Annotated in this window: 14 protein-coding genes; all 14 read left to right on the top strand. The window is 71.1% G+C overall.

The genetic code is table 11. The features are described 5' to 3' along the window. Positions 1-222 precede the first annotated feature (222 nt). Positions 223-1,734, top strand: a complete 1,512-nt coding sequence (folC, locus tag IEZ01_RS28170) for a bifunctional tetrahydrofolate synthase/dihydrofolate synthase (RefSeq protein ID WP_019886277.1) — start codon at positions 223-225, stop codon at positions 1,732-1,734. A gap of 5 nt (positions 1,735-1,739) precedes the next feature. Then, positions 1,740-2,108: a DUF4233 domain-containing protein gene (locus tag IEZ01_RS28165; protein WP_019886275.1), complete on the top strand. Its 369-nt coding sequence runs from the start codon at positions 1,740-1,742 to the stop codon at positions 2,106-2,108. A 78-nt stretch (positions 2,109-2,186) separates the two neighbouring features. After that, on the top strand, positions 2,187-2,600 hold the full coding sequence (gene ndk, locus IEZ01_RS28160) for a nucleoside-diphosphate kinase (RefSeq protein WP_189204452.1): 414 nt from the start codon (positions 2,187-2,189) through the stop codon (positions 2,598-2,600). 276 nt (positions 2,601-2,876) lie between these two features. Beyond that, a complete protein-coding gene (locus tag IEZ01_RS28155) occupies positions 2,877-3,896 on the top strand; it encodes a rod shape-determining protein (RefSeq protein ID WP_019886273.1) in 1,020 nt (339 codons plus the stop codon). Between the two features lie 152 nt (positions 3,897-4,048). Next, positions 4,049-5,026 (top strand): rod shape-determining protein MreC, encoded by a 978-nt coding sequence (mreC, locus tag IEZ01_RS28150; RefSeq protein WP_019886271.1) that lies wholly within the window; start codon positions 4,049-4,051, stop codon positions 5,024-5,026. Between the two features lie 8 nt (positions 5,027-5,034). Continuing rightward, positions 5,035-5,700: a rod shape-determining protein MreD gene (gene mreD / locus IEZ01_RS28145; protein WP_189204450.1), complete on the top strand. Its 666-nt coding sequence runs from the start codon at positions 5,035-5,037 to the stop codon at positions 5,698-5,700. 19 nt (positions 5,701-5,719) lie between these two features. Beyond that, on the top strand, positions 5,720-7,906 hold the full coding sequence (gene mrdA / locus IEZ01_RS28140; RefSeq protein WP_189204448.1) for a penicillin-binding protein 2: 2,187 nt from the start codon (positions 5,720-5,722) through the stop codon (positions 7,904-7,906). Positions 7,907-7,909: 3 nt separating this feature from the next. Continuing rightward, entirely contained in the window at positions 7,910-9,109 is a 1,200-nt protein-coding gene (gene rodA / locus IEZ01_RS28135) for a rod shape-determining protein RodA (RefSeq protein ID WP_019886268.1), read from the top strand. A 61-nt stretch (positions 9,110-9,170) separates the two neighbouring features. Then, complete coding sequence (locus tag IEZ01_RS28130; protein ID WP_189204446.1) at positions 9,171-10,718, top strand: CYTH and CHAD domain-containing protein; 1,548 nt, start codon at positions 9,171-9,173, stop codon at positions 10,716-10,718. 51 nt (positions 10,719-10,769) lie between these two features. Further along, positions 10,770-12,698 carry a TIGR03960 family B12-binding radical SAM protein gene (locus IEZ01_RS28125; protein WP_019886266.1) on the top strand — a complete coding sequence of 643 codons (1,929 nt, stop codon included), beginning with the start codon at positions 10,770-10,772 and terminating at the stop codon, positions 12,696-12,698. A 69-nt stretch (positions 12,699-12,767) separates the two neighbouring features. Further along, entirely contained in the window at positions 12,768-14,066 is a 1,299-nt protein-coding gene (locus tag IEZ01_RS28120) for a hypothetical protein (RefSeq protein ID WP_189204444.1), read from the top strand. A 124-nt stretch (positions 14,067-14,190) separates the two neighbouring features. Further along, positions 14,191-14,967: a TIGR03936 family radical SAM-associated protein gene (locus IEZ01_RS28115; protein WP_189204442.1), complete on the top strand. Its 777-nt coding sequence runs from the start codon at positions 14,191-14,193 to the stop codon at positions 14,965-14,967. Positions 14,968-15,202: 235 nt separating this feature from the next. Then, a complete protein-coding gene (locus IEZ01_RS28110) occupies positions 15,203-19,036 on the top strand; it encodes an Rne/Rng family ribonuclease (RefSeq protein ID WP_189204440.1) in 3,834 nt (1,277 codons plus the stop codon). A gap of 334 nt (positions 19,037-19,370) precedes the next feature. Beyond that, on the top strand, positions 19,371-20,239 hold an 869-nt coding region (locus tag IEZ01_RS28105), incomplete at its 3' end, for a DegT/DnrJ/EryC1/StrS family aminotransferase (protein ID WP_229833256.1).

Below are 20,239 nucleotides of genomic sequence, written 5' to 3'. Positions count from 1 at the left end.
GGCCCGTCCCGTCCTGGCCCTGCTCGCGGCCGGCCTGTCGGCGTGACATCCGAGCCGCCCACTCCGGCCCGCCCCCGCCTGGCTCTTGCTCCCGGCCTGAGACCCGGGACAGCCCCCGTCCGCCCGTACGCCCCCGGGCCGAAGGTCCCGAATCGGGCGGGCCGGAAGGCCCGGGCGAGGCCTCTCCCAGGTCTGTCGGTGGTGCTCCGTAGACTGGGGCCTGTGAGTGAGCAGCCCTCGGCCAGTGACAGCTTCGACGACGACTTCGACGACATCGTGGAAGCGGAGACGACCCGCGACCCCGACCTGGCGGTGATCGAGGCCGGCAGCCGCACCCTGCGTGCCCAGGCCGGCGCGCCGCAGAACGACCATGTGCCCGCCCGGCCCGCCGATCCGGAGGTGGACAAGGCGCTGCGCGAGGTCGAGAGCGAGCTCGCGGCCCGCTGGGGCGAGACCAAGCTGGAGCCGTCGGTCTCCCGGATCGAGGCCCTGATGGACGTCCTCGGCGAGCCGCAGCGGGCGTACCCCTCGATCCACATCACGGGGACGAACGGCAAGACGTCGACGGCCCGGATGATCGAGGCCCTGCTCTCCGCCTTCGAGCTGCGCACCGGGCGGTACACCTCGCCGCACGTGCAGTCGATCACCGAGCGGATCAGCCTGGACGGCGCACCGATCAGCGCCGAGCGGTTCATCGAGACGTACCAGGACATCAAGGCGTACGTCGAGATGGTCGACGCGGCCCAGGAGTACCGCCTCTCGTTCTTCGAGGTCCTCACCGGCATGGCGTACGCCGCGTTCGCGGACGCGCCGGTCGACGTCGCGGTCGTCGAGGTCGGCATGGGCGGCAGCTGGGACGCGACGAACGTGATCGACGGCTCGGTCGCCGTGGTCACCCCCATCGATCTGGACCACACGGACCGGCTCGGTTCCACGCCCGCCGAGATCGCGACCGAGAAGGCCGGGATCATCAAGCAGGGCGCGACGGTCATCCTGGCCCAGCAGCCGGTCGATGCCGCGCAGGTGATGCTGAAGAAGGCCGTCGAGGTCGACGCCACGGTCGCCCGTGAGGGCATGGAGTTCGGTGTCGTCGCCCGCGAGGTCGCCGTCGGCGGCCAGTTGGTGACGCTGCGCGGGCTCGGCGGTGAGTACGAGGAGATCTTCCTGCCGCTGTACGGGGCCCATCAGGCGCACAACGCCGCGGTGGCGCTCGCCGCGGTGGAGGCGTTCTTCGGGGTCGGCGCGCAGGCGGCCCGCACGCTCGACATGGACACGGTCCGCAAGGCGTTCGCCTCGGTCGTCTCGCCTGGCCGTCTGGAGGTCGTGCGGCGCAGCCCCACGGTCGTCCTGGACGCCGCGCACAACCCCGCCGGCGCGCGGGCCACGGCCGACGGTGTCACCGAGTCGTTCGGGTTCTCCCGGCTCATCGGCGTGGTCGGTACGAGCGGCGACAAGGACGTCAAGGGCCTGCTGGAGGCGTTCGAGCCGATCTTCGCGGAGGTCGTCGTCACGGCGAACTCCAGCCATCGCGCGATGGACGTCGACGAGCTGGCCGCCCTGGCGGTCGAGGTCTTCGGCGACGAGCGCGTGGTGGTCGAGCCGCGGCTGGACGACGCTCTGGAGGCGGCGATCACGCTCGCCGAGGAGGAGGACGAGTACGCGGGCGCGGGTGTGCTCGTGACCGGTTCCGTGATCACGGTCGGCGAGGCCCGGCTGCTGCTGGGAAGGCGCTGACCCCGATGCGTACGCTCTGTGCATCCACCCTGATCGGCGAGTTCTTCGTGATCGGCTTCGCCGGTCTGGTCGCCATGAAGGACGACACGCTGGCCACGTCCACGGTGTGGACGGTCTGCGGCGTCGGCATGCTGCTGTCGGTGCTGCTCTGCGGCATGATCACCCGTCCGGGTGGGGTGCAGCTGGGGTGGGCCCTGCAGATCGGTCTGATCGCCAGTGGCTTCGTGATCCCGGTGATGTTCTTCCTGGGCGCGGTCTTCGCCGTGCTGTGGTGGGCGTCGGTGCACTACGGCCGGCGGGTCGACCAGGTGAAGGCCGACTGGGCCGCGGCGCAGGGATCCGGGCAGAGCACCCCAGGGCCTGACGCTGCGTAACCGGCACGGGGGTATGCCCTGTAGCCTCTGAGTCCCTGCCCGCGCAGGTCCCGCATCCGCATATGAAGGAGTTCCCCCGTGAGCCAGCGCACGCTCGTCCTGCTCAAGCCCGACGCCGTACGCCGCGGCCTGGTCGGCGAGATCGTCGGCCGCATCGAGCGCAAGGCCGGCTGGCAGATCACCGCCCTGGAGCTCCGCCGGCTCGACCGCGAGACGCTGGAGACCCACTACGCCGAGCACGTCGGCCGGCCGTTCTACGAGCCGCTGATGGAGTTCATGCAGTCGGGCCCGGTCGTCGCGCTCGTCGTCGAGGGTGAGCGGGTCATCGAGGGCGTGCGCCAGCTCGCCGGCCCCACCGACCCGATCGCGGCCGCGCCCGGTTCCATCCGCGGCGACTTCGGCACCATCGTCCGCGAGAACCTCATCCACGCATCGGACTCCGAGGAGTCCGCCATTCGGGAACTCAAGATTTTCTTCCCCGGCCTTTCCTGACCTGGCGTCAGCCGAACAGAGCCCGCGACCTGGGGCGACCGAAGGAATTTCGGTCGCCCCTCGGTGTAGGAACGCGCTGACCGGGAACGCATCGCCGCAACATCACGTCACCTATACAGAGGTGGACACCACCGCGCCGTGTCGGTGGAGGCGGCACTACGATGGAAGCCTCCACGCCACAGCAGTCACCTCGAACCCACCTCGCCGACCTGAGAAGCCGTCAACGCTCGATCTGGGAAGGCCCGACGCATCCTCATGGGAAACAAGGGGAACTCAATGTCGTTCATCGGCCGTGACATGGCTGTCGACCTCGGGACCGCCAACACGCTGGTGTACGTCAGGGGGCGGGGCATCGTCCTGAACGAGCCGTCCGTCGTCGCGATCAACACCAACACCGGCGGCATCCTGGCGGTGGGCGCCGAGGCGAAGAAGATGATCGGCCGGACACCGGGCAACATCGTTGCCGTCCGGCCACTGAAGGACGGCGTGATCGCCGACTTCGAGATCACCGAGCGGATGCTCCGCTACTTCATCCTCAAGATCCACAAGCGCCGCTACCTGGCCCGCCCGCGGGTCGTCGTCTGTGTGCCCTCCGGCATCACCGGCGTCGAGCGCCGCGCCGTCATCGAGGCGTCGACCCAGGCCGGCGCCCGTCAGGTGCACATCATCGAGGAGCCCATGGCCGCGGCCATCGGCTCGGGCCTCCCCGTCCACGAGGCCACCGGCAACATGGTCGTCGACATCGGTGGCGGCACCACCGAGGTCGCCGTCATCTCCCTCGGCGGAATCGTCACGGCACAGTCCATCCGGGTGGCCGGCGACGAGCTCGACAACGCGATCATCCAGCACATCAAGAAGGAGTACTCCCTCCTGCTCGGTGAGCGGACCGCCGAACAGATCAAGATCACCATCGGTTCGGCTTACGACCTCGAACAGGACGAGCACACCGAGATCCGCGGCCGTGACCTGGTCTCCGGCCTGCCCAAGACCGTGGTCATCTCCGCCGCCGAGGTCCGCAAGGCCATCGAGGAGCCGGTCAACGCCATCGTCGACGCGGTCAAGACGACCCTCGACAAGTGTCCGCCGGAGCTCTCGGGTGACGTGATGGACCGCGGCATCGTTCTCACAGGTGGCGGCGCCCTGCTGCGCGGCCTCGACGAGCGGCTCCGCCGCGAGACCGGCATGCCGATCCACATCGCCGAGGACCCGCTGGACTCGGTGGCGCTCGGTTCCGGCAAGTGCGTGGAGGAGTTCGAGGCGCTCCAGCAGGTGCTGGACGCCCAGCCCCGCCGATAACGGATCCTCAACGATCCTTCCGGCGACCCCAGTACGGGTGGCACCCCCACCCGTACTGGGGATCGTTGGTATCACGCCCCGAGCCGAACAACTCCAAACCAGATAAACGCTGTAAACCGCACATTCCAACGAGGAAGGCACGGCCGCCGCACGTGAGGGACACACGAGAGAGCCGGCTGCTCCTGGTGCTGCTGATCGCCATCGCGTTCGCGCTGATCACGGTGGACATCCGCGGCGGCGAGGAGTCACCGGTCGACGGCGCCCGGCAGGCCGCCGCCACGGTCTTCGGACCGGTCGAGAACGGCGTCGCGGCGGCCGTCGATCCGATCGGCAACGCCATAGGAGCGGTACGCGACTCCGGCGAGCGCCACACCCGGATCGCCGCGCTGGAGCGCGAGAACGCCGCCCTCAAGGTGAAGCTCGGCAGCGACGACCGCAACCGCAGCCGCCTGCGGGAACTCGACGGCATGCTCAAGAAGGCCGGCGCCGGCCAGTACGGCATCAAGGCCGCCGAAGTCATCGCCATAGGGTCCGCGCAGGGCTTCTCCTGGACCGTCACCATCGACGCAGGTGCCAACGACGGCATCAAGCGCGACATGACCGTCCTCAACGGCGCCGGACTCGTCGGCCGGGTCACCACCGTCGGCCCGTCCACCGCGACCGTACTCCTCGCCAACGACCCCGACTTCACCGTCGGTACCCGCCTGGAGAAGAGCGACGAACTCGGCTTCGCCACCGGCCAGGGCGACCGGCCCCTGCTCGTCCAGCTCCTCAACGGCAAGGCCAAGGTGAAGCCCGGCGACCGGCTCGTCACCTTCGGCTCCCACGGCCACAAGCCGTTCGTGCCCGGCGTCCCGGTCGGCGAGGTCGTCCGCGTCGACCCCGCCGGCGGCGGCCTCACCCGAAACCTCTACGTACGCCCGTACGTCGGCTTCAGCAAGCTCGACATCGTCGGCGTGGTCGTCCAGCCGCCCCGCGAGGACCCCCGCGACATGGTGCTGCCCGAACGGCCCAAGCCCGCGCCGACCGTCACGGTCACCGTGACCCCCAGCCCCACCGCCAGCACCGAAGCCGAGGGACAGCAAGAGCCCGGCACCGGCCAGGACACCGGCCAGAACGACGGGGAGTAGCACACGCCATGCGATTCAACCGGATCCTGCTCTCCAGCACCCTCATCGTCGTCGCCCTCGTCGTCCAGGTCTCCGTACTGGCCCGCCTCCAGCTCCCCGGCGCCGTCCCCGACCTGGTCCTGCTCACCGTCCTCGGCCTCGCCTTCGTCTACGGACACGTCAGCGGCGCCCTCATCGGCTTCGGCGCCGGCCTCCTCGCCGACCTCGCCCCACCCGCCGACCACGCCCTCGGCCGCTACGCGCTGGTCCTCTGCGTCATCGGCTACCTCGCCGGCCTCATCCGCCCCGAGAACGGGCAGATCAGGTCCGCCACCGGCCCGATGGCCGGCGTCGTCGTCGCCGCGATCGGCTCCACGCTGCTGTACGCCGGCGTCGGCGCCCTCGTCGGCGACACCGCCGCCCGCCATGTCGGCCTGACGTCGCTGCTGTTCACCGCCGTCCTGTACGACCTGCTCCTCGCGCCGTTCACGGTGCCGTTCATCATGGCCCTGGCCCGGCGCGCCGAGAACGACCCGCTCGCCGAGACCACCCCGGCCGCCACCGACGTCTCCTCGGGCTGGCTCTCCTCCGGCACCGGACTGCGGATCGGCCGCCAACGCGGCGGACTGCGCATGAAGGCGGCCCGTTCAAGAGCGTCCCGAGCCGGCCGGATCAAGGGAATCAAGCGACTGTGACCGAGGGGGCAACCGCAGTATGAGCAACATCCCGGAGACCGGGCGGACCCCCCGGGTCCAGATCCGGCTCATCATCATCCAGGTCCTGGTCTTCTCCCTGCTGCTCACCCTCGGCGGACGGCTCTGGTACCTCCAAGTCCGCAACGGCGACGAGTACACCGCCGAGGCCAGGAGCAACCACGTCCAGCAGGTCGTCCAGCCCGCCGTGCGCGGCTCCATCCTCGACGCGCGGGGCGTCCCCCTCGCCGACAACGAGACCCGGCTCGTCGTCTCCGCCTCCCGCACCGAGCTGATGAAGATGAAGGACGACGGCAAGGCCGTCCTCACCCGGCTCGCCGGCGTCCTCGGCATGAAGCCCAAGGACGTCATGGACAAGGTCCGGCTCTGCGACTCCCAGACGCCCCAGCCCTGCTGGAACGGCTCGCCCTACCAGCCGATCCCGGTCACCGACGAGGCCACCACCCAGCAGGCGCTGACGATCCGGGAGAGCTCCGAGAACTTCCCCGGCATCACCGCCGAACCCACCGCCGTACGCCGCTACCCCGCCCCCGGCAGCGCCAAGACCTCGCAGGTCCTCGGCTACCTCTCGCCCGTCACCGACGAGGAGATCGAGAAGGCCAAGGACACCGACTCGCCGTTCCTCCGCTCCGACCAGGTCGGCCGCTCCGGCCTTGAACGCACGTACGACAAGGCGCTGCGCGGCAAGGCGGGCGTCACGCGCTACGAGGTCGACAAGCTCGGCCGGGTCATGGGCCAGACCGAGTCCGACCCGGGCATCCCCGGCTCCGACCTCGTCACCAGCATCGACGCCCGGGTCCAGGGCGTCGCCGAGTACGAGCTCCACCAGGCGATGAAGACGGTCCGGGACGAGACCGACAAGATCACCGGACGGAAGTACGAGGCCGACGCGGGCGCCGTCGTCGTCATGGAGTCCAGGACCGGCCGCGTCGTCGCCATGGCCTCCCAGCCCGACTACGACCCCAACGTCTGGATCGGCGGCATCTCCGGCAAGGAGTACGCCCAGCTCACCGACAAGAACTCCAACTACCCGCTGCTCAACCGCGCCATCCAGGGCCAGGCACCGGCCGGCTCCGTCTTCAAGGTGGTGTCGGCGAGCGCGGCCGTGCGGGCCGGCTACGACTTCAACGACCGCTACAACTGCAGCAGCTCCTACAGCATGGGCAACCGCAGCTTCGCGAACTTCGAGTCCCGGGGACACGGCCCCATCACCCTCGGCGACGCCCTCAAGTTCTCCTGCAACACCGTCTTCTACCGCCTGGGCCACCAGGAGTGGCAGCGCGACGGCGGAATAAAGCCCAAGAAGGACGCCCACGACTGGTTCTACCGCACCGCCCACGACTTCGGCTTCGGCGCCGAGACCAGGATCGACCTGCCGAACGAGGTCAGCGGCCGCATCCCGGACCGCCAGTGGAAGAAGAGCTTCTGGGAGGCGAACAAGGACGCCTGGTGCAAGCAGGGCAAGAAGGGCGGCACCTACGTCGAGCAGATCGCCTACGAGAGCTGCCTCGAAGGCAACCAGCTGAAGGCCTTCGACAGCATCAACTTCGCCATCGGCCAGGGTGACGTGCTCATCACCCCCATCCAGCTCGCCACCGCCTACGCCGCCATCAGCAACGGCGGCACGCTCTACAACCCCACCATCGGCAAGGCCGTCATCAGCCCCGACGGCAAGCGGATCCAGGAGATCAAGCCCAAGGCCCACGGCAAGCTGCCGATCGACGCCGAGACCATCAGCAACCTCGACAAGGGCCTGCGCTCCGTCGTCGGGCCCGGCGGCACCGCCGCCTGGCGCTTCGGCGGCTGGCCGCAGGACAAGATCCCGATGCGCGCCAAGACCGGCACCGCCCAGGTCTACGGCAAGCAGACCACCTCGTGGTTCGCCACCTACACCGACGACTACACGATCGTCATGACGATCTCCCAGGGTGGTACGGGCTCCGGCGCCTCCGGCCCCGCCGTCCGCAACATCTACGACGCCCTCTACGGCCTCGACGACGAAGGCAACCAGGACCTCAAGCGCGCCCTGCTGCCCCAGCCGCAGAAGGACCTGCCGAAGATCCAGCCCGACGGCTCCATCGACGCGCCGACCGTCAAGCCGTACGACCCCAGCGAACAGCTCGTCGACCCCGCGAAGAGCAACGGACAGCAGCAACTCGCGGGCCCGCCTCCCGTGTGGAGGGACTGAACGATGACCGGACCCCACGGCTTCTCCGTCTCGCGGTACGCCCCCGAACGCGGTGCGCTGGCCAAGCTCACCGCACGCGACTCCGTGCTGCGCAGACTCGACTGGCCCCTGCTGCTGTCCTCGCTCGCCCTCTCCTTCATCGGGGCGCTGCTCGTCTGGTCCGCGACCCGCGGGCGCACCGAGCTGAACCAGGGCGACCCGCAGTATTTCCTCTGGCGCCACGTCCTCAACACCGGCATCGGCGTCGTCCTGATGATCGGCACGATCTGGCTCGGCCACCGCACCCTGCGCGGAGCCGTACCGGTCCTCTACGGCATCTCCGTCCTGCTGATCCTCGCCGTCCTCACCCCGCTCGGCGCCACCATCAACGGCGCCCACGCCTGGATCGTCATCGGCGGCGGATTCTCCCTCCAGCCGTCCGAGTTCGTGAAGATCACGATCATTCTGGTGATGGCGATGCTGCTGGCCGCCCGCGTCGACGCGGGCGACCTGATCCACCCCGACCACCGTACGGTCGCCAAATCCCTCTTCTTCGCCGCCCTGCCCATGGTGATCGTCATGCTGATGCCCGACCTCGGCTCGGTCATGGTCATGGTGGTCATCGTGCTCGGCGTCCTACTCGCCTCCGGCGCCTCCAACCGCTGGGTCCTCGGCCTGATCGGCGCCGGAATCACCGGAGCGGCCCTCGTCGCCGCGCTCGGCGTCCTCGACGAGTACCAGCTCAACCGCTTCGCGGCCTTCGCCAACCCCGAGCTCGACCCGGCCGGCGTCGGCTACAACACCAACCAGGCCCGCATCGCCATCGGCTCCGGCGGCCTCTACGGCGCCGGACTCTTCAACGGCCACCAGACCACCGGCCAGTTCGTCCCCGAACAGCAGACCGACTTCATCTTCACCGTCGCCGGCGAGGAGCTCGGCTTCCTCGGCGCCGGACTGATCCTCGCGCTCCTCGGCGTCGTCCTGTGGCGGGCCGGCCGGATCGCCCGCGAGACCACCGAGCTGTACGGCACGATCGTCGCCGCCGGCATCATCGCCTGGTTCGCCTTCCAGTCCTTCGAGAACATCGGCATGACCCTCGGCATCATGCCGGTCGCCGGACTGCCACTGCCGTTCGTCTCGTACGGCGGCTCCTCCATGTTCGCCGTCTGGGTGGCCATCGGACTGCTCCAGTCGATCAGGGTGCAGCGACCGATAACGGCATAGACCCACCGAAAACAGCCCAGGCCCACTGCCGCGGCGTTCACTTCGCGTCTAGATTCGATTCATGGCGGATACGAAACGCGAGATCGAGCGGAAGTACGAAGCCACCCCCGAGACCCGGGTGCCGGACCTCACCCGGGTCGGTCCCGTCGCGGCCGTGGAGCCCCAGGGCGTCGCCGAACTCGACGCGGTCTACTACGACACCCCCGGCCTGCGCCTGGCCGCCGACTCCGTCACACTCCGCCGCAGAACCGGCGGCGCGGACGCCGGCTGGCACCTCAAACTCCCCGTCGACACCGGCGTCCGCGACGAGATCCAGGCCCCCCTCGGCCCGACCCTGCCACCCGCCCTGGCAGACCTGCTCCGCTCCCGGGTCCGCGACGACGACCTCGTCCCCGTCGTACGCCTGCGCTCCTCCCGCGACGTCCGCCACCTCCTCGACGACCACGGCGCCCTGCTCGCCGAGCTCTCCGTCGACACCGTCCACGCCGAGCGCCTCACCGACGGCGACCGCGACGGCGACGGCAAGGCGCCCGAGGCCGCCTGGACCGAGATCGAGGTCGAACTCGCCGACGACGCGGACCCCTCGGTCCTCGACGCGATCGAGAAACGCCTCAAGAAGGCCGGCGTACGACCCTCGGCCGCCCCCTCCAAACTCGCCCGGGCCCTGAAGGAGACCGGAGGCGCCGCCCAGCCCGCCGCCGCCCCCGGACCACCCGCCGCCGACGGCACCGCCGGCGCCACCGTCCTCGCCTACGTACGCGAACAGATCGGGGCGATCATCCGCCTCGACCCCGCCGTCCGCCGCGACCTGCCCGACTCCGTCCACCAGATGCGGGTCGCCACCCGCCGCCTGCGCAGCGCCTTCAAGACCTTCCGCAAGGTCCTCGACCGGCAGGTCACCGATCCCGTCGGCGACGAGCTGAAATGGCTCGCCGGCGAACTCGGCGTCGCCCGCGACCAGGAAGTCCTCGCCGAACGGCTGCGCGGCCGCCTCGACGAGCTGCCCGACACCCTCACCCTCGGCCCCGTCCACGCCCGGCTGCGGATCTGGAGCGCAGCGCGGGAGAGCGACGCCCGCAGCCGGGCGCTGACCGCGCTCGACTCCGACCGCCACCTCGCCCTGCTGGCCACCCTCGACCGGCTGCTGACCGACCCGCCCCTGCTCAAGGGCGCCGCCGGCGACCCCGACACCGTCCTGACCAAGGCCGTCCTCAAGGACTACGACCGGCTGGCCCGCCGCGTCGACCACGCGCTCGCCCTGCCCGAAGGCCATGACCGGGACCTCGCCCTGCACGAGGCCCGCAAGGCCGCCAAGCGCGCCCGGTACGCCGGGGAGGCCGCCCGGCCGGCCCTCGGCAAGCCCGCCAAGCGCTTCGCGAAACGCGTCAAGGCCGTCCAGAGCCTCCTCGGCGACCACCAGGACAGCGTGGTGGCCCGCGACACCCTGCGCACCCTCGCCATCCAGGCCCACGCGGCCGGCGAGTCCGCGTTCACCTGGGGACTCCTGTACGGACGCGAGGAGGCGGCGGGCGCGGCGCACGAGCGCGAGCTGCCCGAGACCTGGGCGCGGGCCTCCGCCCCGGAACTCCGGGCGGCTCTGGGCCACTGAGCGTCGGGGTACGCTTGAGAGTCGCCCCCTGCCAGCTCACGAAGGTTCGAGATGTCTGCTGCCGAGTCTGTCTTCCCGCAGCTCGAAGCTCTGCTCCCGCACGTGCAGAAGCCGATCCAGTACGTCGGCGGCGAGCTGAACTCCACGGTCAAGCCATGGAATGAGTGCGACGTCCGCTGGGCACTGATGTACCCGGACGCGTACGAGGTCGGTCTGCCCAACCAGGGCGTCATGATCCTCTACGAGGTACTGAACGAGCGCGAGGGCGTGCTCGCCGAGCGTACGTACAGCGTGTGGCCGGACCTCGAAGAGCTGATGCGTGAGCACAAGGTGCCGCAGTTCACGGTCGACAGCCACCGACCGGTGAAGGCGTTCGACGTCTTCGGACTCAGCTTCTCCACCGAGCTCGGCTACACCAACATGCTCACCGCGCTCGACCTCGCCGGCATCCCGCTGGAGGCGAAGAACCGCACCCTCGACGACCCGATCGTCCTCGCGGGCGGCCACGCGGCCTTCAACCCCGAGCCGATCGCGGAGTTCATCGACGCGGCGGTCATCGGCGACGGCGAGCAGGCCGTCCTCGACATGACCGAGATCATCCGTGCCTGGAAGGCGGAGGGCCGGCCGGGCGGCCGCGAGGAGGTCCTCTTCCGCCTCGCGAAGACCGGCAACATCTACATCCCCGGCTTCTACGACGTCGAGTACCTGCCCGACGGCCGTATCGCCCGTGTCGTACCCAACCGCTCCGGCGTGCCGTGGCGCGTGTCCAAGCACACCGTCATGGACCTCGACGAGTGGCCCTACCCGAAGCAGCCGCTGGTCCCGCTCGCGGAGACCGTCCACGAGCGGATGTCCGTCGAGATCTTCCGCGGCTGCACCCGCGGCTGCCGTTTCTGCCAGGCCGGCATGATCACGCGCCCCGTGCGGGAGCGAAGCATCACCGGCATCGGCGAGATGGTCGAGAAGGGTCTCAAGGCGACGGGCTTCGAGGAGGTCGGCCTTCTTTCCCTCTCCTCCGCCGACCACTCCGAGATCGGTGACATCGCCAAGGGGCTGGCCGACCGGTACGAGGAGGACAAGATCGGCCTGTCGCTCCCGTCCACCCGCGTCGACGCCTTCAACGTCGACCTGGCCAACGAGCTGACCCGCAACGGCCGCCGGTCCGGCCTCACCTTCGCCCCCGAGGGCGGCTCCGAGCGCATGCGCAAGGTCATCAACAAGATGGTCTCGGAGGAGGACCTGATCCGTACGGTCGCCACCGCGTACGGCAACGGCTGGCGCCAGGTGAAGCTGTACTTCATGTGCGGCCTGCCCACCGAGACCGACGACGACGTCCTCCAGATCGCCGACATGGCGATGAACGTCATCCAGAAGGGCCGCGAGGTCTCCGGCTCCAACGACATCCGCTGCACGGTCTCGATCGGCGGCTTCGTGCCCAAGCCGCACACGCCCTTCCAGTGGGCCCCGCAGCTGTCGGCCGAGGAGACGGACGCCCGCCTCGAGAAGCTCCGCGACAAGATCCGCGGCGACAAGAAGTACGGCCGCTCGATCGGCTTCCGCTACCACGACGGCAAGCCCGGCATCGTCGAGGGCCTGCTCTCCCGCGGCGACCGCCGTATCGGCGCGGTCATCCGCGCGGTGTACGAGGACGGCGGCCGCTTCGACGGCTGGCGCGAGCACTTCTCGTACGACCGCTGGATGGCGTGCGCCGAGAAGACGCTGCCGTCCATGGGCGTCGACGTCGACTGGTACACCACCCGCGAGCGCACCTACGAGGAGGTCCTGCCCTGGGACCACCTGGACTCCGGTCTGGACAAGGACTGGCTCTGGGAGGACTGGCAGGACGCGCTGGACGAGACCGAGGTCGAGGACTGCCGCTGGACGCCGTGCTTCGACTGTGGCGTCTGTCCTCAGATGGACACGCACATCCAGATCGGCCCGACCGGCAAGAAGCTGCTTCCACTGACGGTCGTCAAGTAGCCGCATAACGTCCGCGCAACGGCCCGGCCGGGGGAGAACCCCAGTCCGGGCCGTTGCGTCATCTCCGGCATGGAGATCGAAAAGCCCACGCCGACGCCGCCGCCCGAGGGGTGTCTGACCGCCGCCGTCAGGATTCCGGTGCGGATCGTGGTGCTGCTGGTCGTCGTCCCCGTCCGGATGGTGTGGGACGTCCTCGTCGTCACGGCGAAGACCCTCGACCGGCTTCTCCTCCGCCCCACGGGCCGCGCGCTCGCCACCGCCTTCGGCGCGCTGTACCGCTACCTCCTGGCGATCCCGGCGGGCTGGCTGTACCGCTGGGTCCTCACCCCGCTCGGCCGCGGCGGGGCATGGCTGGCGCGGTTGCTCTTTGTCGATCTGTGGGTGGTGTTGTGGCGGTACGGGGTCGCGATCCCGTCCGCGTGGCTGTACCGCTGGGTCCTCACCCCGCTCGCCCGGGCGCTCTTCGTGTGGCCGTGGGTGCGGCTCTGGCGTTACGTGGTCGTGCCGCTGGTGCGGTACGGACTCGTGGTGCCGGCGGGCTGGCTGTACCGCCACGTCCTCACTCCGCTCGCCACCGCTCTCGTCACTGCCGGCGGGGTCCTGATCGCCACGCTGTTCGTCTGGCCGCTGCGCACGCTGTGGCGGTACGTCGTGGTCCCGCTGGCGCGGTACGGGATCGCCGTCCCCGCTGTCTGGCTGTACCGCTGGGTGCTGACCCCGCTCGGTCGGGGCGGGGCCTGGCTCGCCCGGCTGCTCTTCGTCGACCTGTGGGTCGTGCTGTGGCGCTACGGGATCGCGATCCCGTCCGCGTGGCTGTACCGCTGGGTCCTCACCCCCCTCGCCCGGGCCCTGTTCGTGTGGCCCTGGGCCGGGTTGTGGCGGTACGTCCTCGTGCCGCTCGCCCGTTACGGGGTCGTCGTACCCGCCGTGTGGCTCTACCGGCACGTCCTCGCTCCCCTCGGGCGGGAGATCGTCGACGCCGTCAAGGTCTGCTGGCGTGTCGCCGGGTACGTCTCCCGGGCGGTCGGGCGGTTCCTCAAGTGGGTGGCGTGGACCCTCGTCGGGCGGCCGGTCAGCTGGTGCTACCGCAACCTCCTCACTCCCGTCGGGCACTTCGTCCGCGACACGCTCTGGGCCCCCGCCCGCAAGGCCGCCGTCGAGGCCGGGCGAGCCGCCCGGAGTGCCCTCGCGTCCGCGCGGGAGACCGTGCGGCAGGCCCGGCGGGACGCGTGGCGCGCCCTCGTCGGGGGAGGGCGGCCGAACGAGCCTGTGGAACCGGCGGTGGGCCCTGCGCGTACTCTGGGTAGTACAAGCGACGCCCCAGGACCGGCGCCGACGCCCGTGATCTCCCTGCGCAAGCGGGGATGAGCCGGGCGGCGCGGGCCGGGGCCACCGCAGTCCCGAGGGCGGCGCGCCCCCCGCGCCCGCCCCGCACCGAGGAGAAGAACCACTGGGCAAGCGACAGCCCGAAGGCCCGCCGCCCGCACCGGCGGTGCAGCGCATCCGACTGCGCTACACCAAGCGCGGCCGCCTCCGGTTCACCAGCCACCGTGACTTCCAGCGCGCCTTCGAGCGCGCTCTGCGCCGTGCCGAGGTGCCCATGGCGTACTCGGCGGGCTTCACCCCGCACCCCAAGGTGTCGTACGCGAACGCCGCTCCCACCGGCACCGGCTCCGAGGCCGAGTACCTGGAGATCGCCCTCACCGAGGCGCGTGACCCGGACAAGCTGCGTGAGCTGCTCGACGAGTCCCTGCCGGCCGGACTCGACATCACCGACGCGGTCGAGGCCCGTACGTCAGGCCTCGCCGACCGGCTCACCGCCTCCGTGTGGGAGCTGCGGCTCGACGGGGTCGATCCGGCCGACGCCGAGCGCGCCGTCGGCGCCTTCCTCGCCGCCGAGACGGTCGAGGTGCAGCGCAAGACCAAGAACGGCATGCGGACCTTCGACGCCCGCGGTGCCGTTGCCGACCTGCGGGCCGATTCCCCGGCTGATAGGCCGGGGCAGGAGCCCTGTGCGATACTGCGGCTGGTTGTTCGGCACGTGACACCTGCCGTACGACCCGACGACGTCCTGTCCGGTCTCCGAGCTGTGGCCGACCTGGCGCCGCCGGTCCCCGCAGCGGTGACCAGGCTGGCGCAGGGGCTCTTCGACGAGGAGTCCGGCACGGTGACCGACCCGCTCGCGCCCGACCGCGAGGCAGTCACGGCCGCTCCACCCACGGCCGCCGCGACCGCCTCAGCGACGGCGCCGGACGCCGGTACCGCGTAGGGAGCGGTCGTCGTAGCGCAGCCCTGGCACTCGGGAGCCACCTGGGTCGGGCCGCGCACAGACCAGAAGACTTTCGCCAGGCCGTGCGTACATCGCGTACGGAACCGGCGAGCCAGACATTGAGCTCCCGTGCGGCGCCCGCGCCCCGGACGGCGGCACCGCGTCACCGACGCGATCGTGCCGCCGGACCGGAATCCGGCGCGGCGCCCGGGAGCGTGACGGGAGAACCGCCCGCATGCTCGGACCGACCGAACCCGGCATCACTGCCGAGGACAACGACAACAACAGCCCTAGCGACACGCTGCCGCCGCGCCGTCGGCGCCGTGCGGCGTCCCGCCCCGCGGGCCCGCCGGTGACCGCCGGGACGGCCGCCGCCGAAACCATCACCGAGACCCCCGCCCCGGTCGCCGAGGTGCCTGTCGAGGAGCCGGCCGCCGAGGAGGCTCCGGCTCCCCGTACGCGTCGCCGTGCGACCCGTAAGGCCACCGCCCCGGCTCCCGAGGAGGAGGCCGCGCCCGCCGCGGCGTCGGCGGAGATCGTCGAGGAGGCCCCGGCCGCCCCGGCCCGCCCGCGTCGCCGCGCGACCCGTAAGGCCACCGCCGCCGCGCAGGCCGAGGAGGTCGCCACCCACGCGGAGGAGGCCGCCGTCGAGGCCGCCGCCCCCGCGCCCCGCGCCCGCCGCCGGGCCACCGCCGCCGCCGGGTCCCCGAAGGCCGAGGCCACCGCCGAGGAGATCGTCGTCCCGGCCGTCGCCGAGCCGGTCGCCGAGGCCCCGGTCGAGGAGCCGGCCGCCGAGGAGGCTCCGGCTCCCCGTACGCGCCGCCGCGCGACCCGTAAGGCCGCCGCCCCGGCGCCCCAGGTGGAGGAGGCCGTGGAGGCCCCCGCCGAGGAGCCGGCCGCCGAGGAGGCTCCGGCTCCCCGCACGCGCCGCCGCGCCACCCGTAAGACCGCCGCTCCGGCGCCGCAGGCCGAGGAGACCGCCGAGCCGGTCGCCGAGGCGGGCGCCCTGCCGTCCGGCACCGTCGAGCAGATCACCTCCGACGAGGCCGAGGCCGAGGTCGCCGCCGCGGAGAAGGCCGCCACCCGTGGCCGTACCCGCCGCCGGGCCACCGCGCCCGAGTTCACCGCCGAGCCCGCCAAGGCCGCCGAGCCGTCCCGTGGCCGCCGCGCGGCCCGGCCCGCCGTGGCCGTCTTCCAGGCACCGGTCTTCACCGAGCCGATGTTCCAGACGCCGGAGACCGCCGCCGCGGCCGCCGCCGCCCGGGCCGCCGAGGCCGAGGTGGAGGTCGAGGAGGAGGAGGAGACCGCCGAGGCCGTCGTCGAGGCGCCGGCCGAGCGTCCGCGCCGCCGTCGCCGCCGCCGTGGCGAGCCCGCGGAGCCTGTCGAGCGCGTCGCCGAGCCCGTCGAGGCCGAGGAGGAGCCCGAGGAGGCCGAGGCCCTGGAGGGCGAGGAGGCCGACGAGTACGAGGACCGTCCCTCGCGCCGCCGCCGCCGGGGCGGCCGCCGCCGTCGTCGCGGTGAGCCCGTCGAGGCCGACGAGACCGACGAGATGGCCGTCGAGGCCGTCGAGGGCGCCGAGGAAGAGGAAGAAGAAGAGGAGGAGCTCGAGGAGCACGCCGAGGGTGAGACCCCCTCGGCCGCCGGCACCAGCAGCTCCCGCCGTCGCCGCCGTCGTCGTCGCCGCTCCGGTGACGGCGTGGTCGAGGCCGAGGCGGGCGAGGAGGACGGCGTCCGTACGGTCGTCAAGGTCCGCGAGCCCCGCCCCGCCCGTGAGAAGGCCGAGCCGTCCGACGAGGTGCAGTCCATCAAGGGCTCGACCCGTCTGGAGGCGAAGAAGCAGCGTCGCCGCGAAGGCCGCGAGCAGGGCCGCCGCCGTGTTCCGATCATCACCGAGGCCGAGTTCCTGGCCCGGCGTGAGGCCGTCGAGCGGGTGATGGTCGTCCGCCAGAGCGGCGAGCGCACCCAGATCGGTGTCCTCGAGGACAACGTCCTCGTCGAGCACTACGTCAACAAGGAGCAGTCGACCTCGTACGTCGGCAACGTCTACCTGGGCAAGGTGCAGAACGTCCTGCCGTCGATGGAGGCCGCCTTCGTCGACATCGGCAAGGGCCGCAACGCCGTCCTGTACGCCGGTGAGGTCAACTTCGAGGCGCTGGGCCTCGCGAACGGTCCGCGCCGGATCGAGACCGCCCTGAAGTCCGGCCAGTCGGTCCTGGTGCAGGTCACCAAGGACCCGATCGGCCACAAGGGCGCGCGTCTGACCAGCCAGGTCTCCCTTCCGGGCCGCTACCTCGTGTACGTGCCCGAGGGCTCGATGACCGGTATCAGCCGTAAGCTCCCGGACACCGAGCGGGCGCGTCTGAAGACCATCCTCAAGAAGATCGTCCCCGAGGACGCGGGCGTCATCGTGCGCACCGCCGCCGAGGGCGCGAGCGAGGACGAGCTGCGCCGTGACGTCGAGCGGCTCCAGGCGCAGTGGGAGGAGATCCAGAAGAAGGCGAAGAGCGGCAACGCCCCGACCCTTCTCTACGGTGAGCCGGACATGACCGTCCGGGTCGTCCGCGACATCTTCAACGAGGACTTCTCGAAGGTCATCGTCAGCGGTGACGAGGCGTGGGAGACCATCCACGGCTATGTGTCGCACGTGGCACCGGACCTGGCCGACCGCCTGTCCCGGTGGACGAGCGAGGTCGACGTCTTCGCGACGTACCGCATCGACGAGCAGCTGATGAAGGCGCTGGACCGCAAGGTGTGGCTGCCGTCCGGCGGTTCGCTGGTGATCGACAAGACCGAGGCGATGATCGTCGTCGACGTCAACACCGGTAAGTTCACCGGCCAGGGCGGCAACCTCGAGGAGACCGTCACCAGGAACAACCTGGAGGCGGCCGAGGAGATCGTCCGTCAGCTGCGCCTGCGTGACCTCGGCGGCATCGTCGTCATCGACTTCATCGACATGGTCCTGGAGTCCAACCGCGACCTCGTGCTGCGGCGCCTGCTCGAATGCCTGGGCCGGGACCGTACGAAGCACCAGGTGGCCGAGGTCACCTCGCTGGGCCTGGTCCAGATGACCCGTAAGCGGGTCGGCCAGGGTCTGCTGGAGTCCTTCTCCGAGACCTGCGTCCACTGCAACGGCCGTGGCGTGATCGTGCACATGGAGCAGCCGACCACCCCCGGTGGCGGCGGCAACGGCAAGCGGGCCAAGAAGCGGGCCCGTGGCGGTGAGCACGTCCACGAGCACCCCGAGGCCCTCGAGCCCGAGGTCGAGGCCGTCGAGACCGAGGCGGAGCTGGCGGCCGAGGTCGCCGAGCCGATCGCGCTCGCCGAGCCCGAGTTCGTGCCGGACGAGGAGCTCTACAGCTCCGCGGCCGAGGCGGAGGCCGCGGCGACCCGTGGCCGTGGCCGTCGCCGGGCGTCCCGCAAGGCGACCGCCCCGGCGGGTGCGCCGAAGCGGACCGCCGCGCCGGAGCCGGTCGTGGCCGAGCCGGTGGCCGTGGAGGCCGAGGCCGAGGTCGAGACGGTCGTCGCCGAGCCCGAGCAGCTGGCGGCCGTGGCGGAGGAGCCCGCGGCCCCGGCCCGGACCCGTCGCCGCGCCACCCGTAAGGCGTCGGCCCCGGCCGGTTCGCCGAAGCCGGAGGCCGAGGCCGAGGCGGAGACCGTGGTCCCCGTCCAGGAGCCGCAGGCCGTGGAGCCGGTCGCCGCGCCGGAGCCGGCCGTGACGGAGGAGGCCCCCGTGGCCGCCCCGCCGCGCGCCCGTCGCCGGGTGGTCCGCAAGGCCACCGCGCCCGCCGGTTCGCCGGCCGGTGCCGAGGAGGCGGCCGTGGTCGTGGTGTCCGCCACGTCCGAGCCCGCGGCCGAGCAGGCGGAGTCCGCCGAGGAGGCCGCGCCGGCCAAGAAGACGGCCCGCAAGACCGCCAAGAAGGCGACGGCGAAGAAGGCCGCCACCAAGAAGACGGCGGCCAAGAAGACCGCGGCCAAGAAGACGACCGCCAAGAAGGCCTCGGCGTCCGCCAAGACCTCCGCGGCAGAGCAGAAGTCGTCGCCGTCCGTGACGGCGGTCACGGAAAGCTGAACAGCCGGTGAGGATCGGCTGAACGATCCGTGTTCCACCCCGGGTAGCCGGGGTGGGACGCGGGTTTCGTTTCGGAATTGATGCCTGGGGCCGTTAACTGCCCCGAAATTGCCTAGGAAATTGCTGATAATGTGACGCCGGTCGCTGCCGTGGGCGGGCCCCGCCCGGAGACTACGGTCGGTGACCGACCCGGATCCGGGACACGCCGGTCCCAGCATTCCTCGGTAGGGCGTCGGCATCGCGCCGGAGGGGTACGCGCGGCCTCGTTATGACGTCCGCCGCACCCCTGACCTCTGCCATATAGAGCTCTTGCGGTGTTCAAGGAGGACGTCCAATGCCGAGCATCAACGAGCAGCCCATCCCCGCTGCCCGCCCGGTCATCGGTGAAGAAGAGATCGAAGCGGCCGTACGCGTACTGCGCACGGGCCGCGTCGTACAGGGCCCCGAGGTGGCCGCGTTCGAGGAGGGATTCTCGGAGCTGGTCGACGGCCGTCACTGCGTCGCCGTCAACTCCGGTACCTCCGCGCTGCACCTCCTTCTGATGGCTCTGAACATCGGCCCGGGTGACGAGGTGATCGTCCCGTCGTTCTCGTTCGCCGCCTCGGCCAACGCCGTCCGGCTCGTCGGCGCCGACGCCGTCTTCGTCGACATCGAGGCCGACAGCTTCAACATCGACCCGGCCGCCGTCGAGGCCGCGATCACGCCGCGCACCGCCGCGATCATGCCGGTGCACATCTACGGCAACCCGGCCGCCATGGACAAGATCATGGCCATCGCCGACAAGCACAAGCTCGCAGTGGTCGAGGACGCCTGCCAGGCGCACGCCGCCGCTCTGCACGGCACCCCCGTCGGCGCCTTCGGCTCCGGCGGCACCTTCAGCTTCTACCCGACGAAGAACATGCACTCCCTCGAGGGCGGCATGATCTCCACGGCCGACGCCGAGATCGCCCGCACCCTGCGCCTGCTGCGCAACCAGGGCATGGAGCAGCGCTACGCCAACGAGATCGTCGGCGCCAACATGCGCATGACCGACGTCAACGCCGCCATCGGCCGCGTGCAGCTCGGCAAGCTCGGCGGCTGGACCGAGCAGCGCATCGCCAACGCCGCGTACCTCTCGGAGCACATCACCGCCGAGAACGTCGTCACGCCGGTCGTCGCCGAGGGCGCGCGTCACATCTACCACCAGTACACGATCCGGGTCCT

The sequence above is a fragment of the Streptomyces purpureus genome (genome assembly GCF_014648195.1).
GTDB classification, from domain to species: domain Bacteria; phylum Actinomycetota; class Actinomycetes; order Streptomycetales; family Streptomycetaceae; genus Streptomyces; species Streptomyces purpureus.
The sequence above is the reverse complement of the archived record's forward strand: the minus strand, read 5'-3'. Positions and strand labels throughout refer to the sequence as shown.

What these genes read in the sequence shown, in the direction of transcription:
- IEZ01_RS28125 (WP_019886266.1), top strand. Translation starts at nt 10,770, where the DNA reads ATGTCTGCTGCCGAGTCTGTCTTCCCGCAGCTCGAAGCTCTGCTCCCG.
- rodA (WP_019886268.1), top strand. Translation starts at nt 7,910, where the DNA reads ATGACCGGACCCCACGGCTTCTCCGTCTCGCGGTACGCCCCCGAACGC.
- mreD (WP_189204450.1), top strand. Translation starts at nt 5,035, where the DNA reads ATGCGATTCAACCGGATCCTGCTCTCCAGCACCCTCATCGTCGTCGCC.
- IEZ01_RS28155 (WP_019886273.1), top strand. Translation starts at nt 2,877, where the DNA reads ATGTCGTTCATCGGCCGTGACATGGCTGTCGACCTCGGGACCGCCAAC.
- IEZ01_RS28130 (WP_189204446.1), top strand. Translation starts at nt 9,171, where the DNA reads ATGGCGGATACGAAACGCGAGATCGAGCGGAAGTACGAAGCCACCCCC.
- IEZ01_RS28120 (WP_189204444.1), top strand. Translation starts at nt 12,768, where the DNA reads ATGGAGATCGAAAAGCCCACGCCGACGCCGCCGCCCGAGGGGTGTCTG.
- IEZ01_RS28110 (WP_189204440.1), top strand. Translation starts at nt 15,203, where the DNA reads ATGCTCGGACCGACCGAACCCGGCATCACTGCCGAGGACAACGACAAC.
- IEZ01_RS28165 (WP_019886275.1), top strand. Translation starts at nt 1,740, where the DNA reads ATGCGTACGCTCTGTGCATCCACCCTGATCGGCGAGTTCTTCGTGATC.
- mrdA (WP_189204448.1), top strand. Translation starts at nt 5,720, where the DNA reads ATGAGCAACATCCCGGAGACCGGGCGGACCCCCCGGGTCCAGATCCGG.